The following is a 5,108-nucleotide window of genomic DNA, read 5'->3' on the forward strand; positions in this document are numbered from 1 at the left end:
GCCATCGCAGGGCAGGGCGATGAATTGGTCGCCGAGGAGCTTCGATCGGCGGCGTCTAGTCTGGGCCGCTTGCTCGGCCACGTCGATATCGAGGACGTTCTCGACAAGATCTTCCGGGAATTTTGCGTCGGTAAGTAGTGAATTTTAATTCAATTCAAAGGGCCGGGTGACACCGTCGTTTCACGTGAAACATCTTCCCGCTTGTCACTTTCGGGTTTGAGCACTGCGGTATAGAAGGTGCCGCATGACCACCTATTCCGACTCATTTGACGTCATCGTCATCGGCGGCGGCCATGCCGGCTGCGAAGCCGCGAGCGCGGCAGCGCGGATGGGCGCGCGAACCGCGCTCCTGACCCATCGCTTTTCGACCGTCGGCGCGATGTCGTGCAACCCCGCGATCGGCGGTCTGGGCAAGGGCCATCTGGTCCGTGAGGTCGACGCACTCGATGGATTGATGGGGCGCGTGGCCGATGCTGGCGGCATCCAATTTCGCGTGCTCAACCGGCGCAAGGGTCCGGCGGTCCGGGGTCCTCGCGCGCAGGCCGACCGCAAACTCTATGCCGTGGCGATGCAGGCCGCGATCCGGGAGACGGTGAATCTGACGGTCGTCGAGGGCGAGGCTGATGAGCTTCTCGTCGCCGAGGGCCGCCTGCGCGGCGTCCGGCTCGGCGATGGCCGAGAACTGCGCGCCGGAGCGGTGGTCGTTACGACCGGAACTTTTCTTCGCGGTCTGATCCATCTTGGCGAAAAAAACTGGCCCGCCGGCCGGGTCGGCGAGGCGCCAGCGCTGGGCCTCTCCGCGTCTTTCGAACGAATTGGGTTCAGCCTGGGCCGGCTGAAGACCGGCACGCCGCCGCGTCTCGATGGCACCACCATCGACTGGGCGGCGGTCGAGATGCAGCCGGGCGACGATCCGGCTGAGCCGTTTTCGGTCATGACCGACCGGATCACGACGCCGCAGATCCAGTGCGGGATCACGCGGACGACAGCCGCGACCCATGAGGTGATCCGGACCAACGTGCACCGCTCGCCGATGTATTCCGGCCAGATCAAGAGTACCGGGCCACGCTATTGTCCCTCGATCGAGGACAAGATCGTTCGCTTCGGCGACCGCGACGGGCACCAGATCTTCCTGGAGCCGGAGGGGCTCGACGACACGACGGTTTATCCGAACGGCATTTCGACGTCGCTGCCGGAGGAGGTCCAGCTTGGCATTCTCGCCTCGATCCCCGGATTGGAACGGGTGCGGATGGTGCGCCCGGGCTATGCGATCGAATACGACCATGTCGATCCCCGCGAGCTCGAACCGACGCTTCAGGCCAAGCGATTGAGCGGACTCTTCCTGGCCGGACAGATCAATGGGACCACGGGATATGAGGAGGCCGCCGCCCAGGGCTTGGTCGCCGGGCTCAACGCGGCGCTTTCAGCGGGCGGTTCTGAGCCGATCGTATTCGACCGCGCCGAGGGCTATCTCGGCGTCATGATCGACGACCTGGTGACGCGGGGCATCACGGAGCCGTATCGCATGTTCACCTCGCGGGCGGAGTATCGCCTGACTCTGCGGGCCGACAATGCCGACCAGCGCCTGACCGACAAAGGCATCGCGCTCGGATGTATCGGGGCGGCGCGGACCGGACGCCACCGGGCCAAGATGGCCGCTTTGAGCGCCGCAAAGGCGAGGACCCAGTCGCTGACCCTGACTCCCAATGAAGCCGCCCGCTATGGCCTTGCGCTCAACCGCGATGGCCAGCGCCGCTCGGCCTTTGAGCTGTTGGCCTATCCAGACGTCGGATGGGAGCAGGTGCGCGCTATCTGGCCCGAACTCTCAACCGTTGATCCCGCGATCGCCGTCCATCTCGAGATCGACGCAAAATACGATGTCTATCTCAAGCGGCAGGTTGCTGATGTCGAGGCTTTTCGGCGTGACGAAGCCTTGGTTTTGTCCGGCCTCGACTTCGATACGGTCTCCGGGCTTTCGAACGAGGCCCGCGCCAAGCTCAAGGCGGCACAGCCGCGCACTGTGGGCCAGGCCGGCCGGCTCGATGGGGTAACGCCGGCCGCGCTCGGAATTCTGGCGGCCCATCTGCGACGCGAAGCCCGGCGGAAGAACGGGGCAGGGGCCTCGGCGATATCGGGATAGCTCGGAGGATTCTCCGGGCGTCACGAAATCGATGCTGGGCACTCGAAATCCCTTCGCACTTTTTCTGCTGTCCAGCAGTATGCGCTTCGCAGGAAACCGCTACGCTGTTTCACGTGAAACAAACCGATTCGCCATGAGCACCGCCCAGCCACGCTCCACTTCCCGCCAGGGGATCGCCCCGCCAGACAGCCTCGCGGCCGATCGCGCCACGGCGCTCGCGCTGACACCTGTTTCACGTGAAACGGAGGGCCGGCTGGACCGCTTCATCGATCTCCTTTGGACGTGGCAGGCCAAGACCAACCTGGTTTCGCCCGCGACCCTGCCGAAGCTTTGGAGCCGCCATGTCTCCGACTCGCTCCAACTCCTCGATATCGTGCCGAACGCGAAGGTCTGGATGGACCTGGGAAGCGGGGGCGGGTTTCCGGGAATGGTCCTGGCCTGCGCCCTCGCCGATACGCCGGGTGCATTGGTCCACTTGGTTGAACGCAACGGCAAGAAGGCGGCCTTCCTGCGCGAGGCGCTGCGCGTGACCGGAGCGCCGGGCATGGTTCACCTCGCCGACATCGAGGATACTGTGGATAGCGCTACCGGGCCAATCGATTGCGTCACCGCGCGTGCGGTGGCTCCGCTACACCAACTGATCAGTTACGCCGCGCCCCTGGTAAAAAAGGGAGCGAAGGCGCTATTTCTCAAAGGACAAGATGTAGAAGTAGAATTGACCGAAGCCACTAAATACTGGAAAATTAAACCACGTTTGCATCCCAGTCGCACAGGCGGACACGGCTGGATCGTCGAAATCGACAAAATCGAACGATGCAACCCCACAGCGGACGCCGATGGCAGACCGGTATGAACGAAATAGATCAAATATTTCAGGATGATAGTGACAAGGCCCAGCCCGGCCATCCGCGCATTCTGTCGCTGGCCAATCAAAAGGGCGGGGTCGGCAAGACCACGACCGCGATCAACCTCGGCACTGCGCTAGCTGCGATCGGCGAGCGCGTGCTGATCGTCGACCTCGATCCGCAAGGCAACGCCTCCACCGGTCTCGGCATCGACCGGCGCAACCGCAATTGCTCAACCTACGACGTCTTGGTCGGGGAAGCTTCACTGCGCGAAGCGGTGGTGCCAACCGCGGTGCCGCGTTTGCACATCGCCTCCTCGACCATGGACTTGTCGGGTCTGGAGCTCGAACTCGGCCACACGCAGGGCCGCGCATTCCGCCTGCGCGATGCGATCGCAGCGCTCAATCACAACGTCGAGCCGGATGCCGATTATACTTACGTCCTGATCGATTGCCCGCCGTCGCTCAATCTTTTGACGGTGAATGCGATGGCCGCATCCGATGCGATCCTGGTGCCGCTGCAATGCGAGTTCTTCGCGCTGGAAGGTCTGTCACAACTTCTGCAAACCGTGGAGCAGGTGCGTTCCACACTCAATCCCAATCTCTCGATCCACGGCATCGTGCTGACGATGTTCGACTCGCGCAACAACCTGTCGAACCAGGTCGTTGCCGACGTGCGCCAGTTCATGGGTAGCAAGGTCTACAACACCATGATCCCGCGCAACGTCCGAATTTCGGAGGCGCCGTCCTACGGCAAGCCGGTGCTGGTCTATGATCTGAAATGCGTCGGCAGCGAGGCCTATCTCAAGCTTGCTACCGAAGTGATCCAGCGCGAGCGCGAGCTGCGCCCGCATTGAACTAGAGCTCCGATTTCGAAGTACGCAAGCTGTTGCGGCGACCTCTGACGCGAACTTCGGAATCAAAGGAGCTCTAGCAATTATTGTGTTCTAGTGCGGCTTTGAATTTGAAGTTCCTGTCTCGAACTTGACGTGACGCTGATAGGAACTTCAAATTTGCCGCACTAGTCGCCTTGTCATTCCGGACGATGCGCGGCAGCGGATCCGGCATCCGAGGAAATGAAATCGAGAGAGTGGAGTGGATTTTCGGTCCTCGCTCGTTGCGCGATCCGAAATGACCGCAAGCAGTGGGAGTGGTTGAGTTGAATCCAAGGGAGCTGGCGATGGCGGACGAAGCGCGTTCGCGACTGGGGCGCGGCCTTGCAAGTCTGATCGGAGATGTCGGCGGCGAAGCCGCGCATGTCGAGCGGCCGCGCGCGCAGCGCAAGGTACCAATCGAGTTTCTCAAACCCAACCCGCGCAATCCGCGCCGGGAGTTCGCCGAAGCCGAGCTCAAGGAGCTCGCCGATTCAATCCGGCAGCATGGCGTGATTCAGCCGATCGTAGTGCGGCCGGTGCGTGGCGCGCAGGATCGTTTTGAAATTATCGCCGGCGAGCGCCGCTGGCGGGCATCGCAGGCCGCGGGCCTGCATGAAGTTCCGATCGTGCCGGTCGACGTCAGCGATTCCGATGCGCTCGAGATCGCGATCGTCGAAAACGTGCAGCGCGAGGATCTCAACCCGATGGAAGAGGCGCAGGGCTATCACGCGCTCGCCAACGAGTTCAAACGCAGCCAGGAAGACATCGCAAAGATCGTCGGCAAGAGCCGCAGCCACGTCGCCAACATGATGCGGCTGACCAAACTGCCGGCGGAAGTTCAGGCCTATATCGCTCTCGGCCAGCTATCGGCCGGCCATGCCCGCGCGCTGATCGGCGTGCCCGATCCACTTGCCGCCGCCAAGCGCATCGTGGAAGAAGGCCTGAACGTGCGCCAGACCGAAGCGTTGGCGCATGAGGAGGGGGTGCCGGAGCGCAAGCCGCAGAAGGCGCGGGGTGGCAAGACCAAGGACCCCAACACGGTTTCGCTGGAGAAAACCGTCAGCGATGCACTGGGCCTTAACGTCAGCATCGATCACAGCGATCCCGGCGGTGTCGTTCACATCCGCTACCGCGACCTCGATCAGCTCGACGAGGTCGTCAAACGGCTGAGCTCGAAGAATTAAGAGCGCCGGGAGTTCCGGCTGTCTCATCCCCGCCGCCTGGCGTTTGCTGCGATCGACAGTAACGC

General features: G+C 62.6%; 4 protein-coding genes and 1 pseudogene. All 5 read left to right on the plus strand.

The annotated features are described in order from the left end of the window. Positions 1-138, plus strand: a pseudogene (locus tag VFL62_RS00690) (tRNA uridine-5-carboxymethylaminomethyl(34) synthesis GTPase MnmE); the annotation flags it as partial. Positions 139-244: 106 nt separating this feature from the next. After that, a complete protein-coding gene (gene mnmG / locus VFL62_RS00695; protein WP_325170457.1) occupies positions 245-2,140 on the plus strand; it encodes a tRNA uridine-5-carboxymethylaminomethyl(34) synthesis enzyme MnmG in 1,896 nt (631 codons plus the stop codon). 133 nt (positions 2,141-2,273) lie between these two features. Further along, complete coding sequence (gene rsmG / locus VFL62_RS00700; RefSeq protein WP_325170460.1) at positions 2,274-2,993, plus strand: 16S rRNA (guanine(527)-N(7))-methyltransferase RsmG; 720 nt, start codon at positions 2,274-2,276, stop codon at positions 2,991-2,993. After that, complete coding sequence (locus tag VFL62_RS00705; RefSeq protein WP_325170458.1) at positions 2,990-3,841, plus strand: ParA family protein; 852 nt, start codon at positions 2,990-2,992, stop codon at positions 3,839-3,841. The genes rsmG and VFL62_RS00705 overlap by 4 nt, the downstream gene beginning before the upstream one ends. Before the next feature lie 323 nt (positions 3,842-4,164). Further along, a complete protein-coding gene (locus tag VFL62_RS00710) occupies positions 4,165-5,043 on the plus strand; it encodes a ParB/RepB/Spo0J family partition protein (protein WP_325170459.1) in 879 nt (292 codons plus the stop codon). Positions 5,044-5,108: the final 65 nt, after the last annotated feature.

The organism is Bradyrhizobium sp. (assembly GCF_035701725.1).
GTDB lineage: Bacteria > Pseudomonadota > Alphaproteobacteria > Rhizobiales > Xanthobacteraceae > Bradyrhizobium.

Bases quoted from the DNA above. Each gene is read 5' to 3' on its own strand.
- rsmG (WP_325170460.1), top strand. From the start codon at position 2,274: ATGAGCACCGCCCAGCCACGCTCCACTTCCCGCCAGGGGATCGCCCCG.
- VFL62_RS00705 (WP_325170458.1), top strand. From the start codon at position 2,990: ATGAACGAAATAGATCAAATATTTCAGGATGATAGTGACAAGGCCCAG.
- VFL62_RS00710 (WP_325170459.1), top strand. From the start codon at position 4,165: ATGGCGGACGAAGCGCGTTCGCGACTGGGGCGCGGCCTTGCAAGTCTG.
- mnmG (WP_325170457.1), top strand. From the start codon at position 245: ATGACCACCTATTCCGACTCATTTGACGTCATCGTCATCGGCGGCGGC.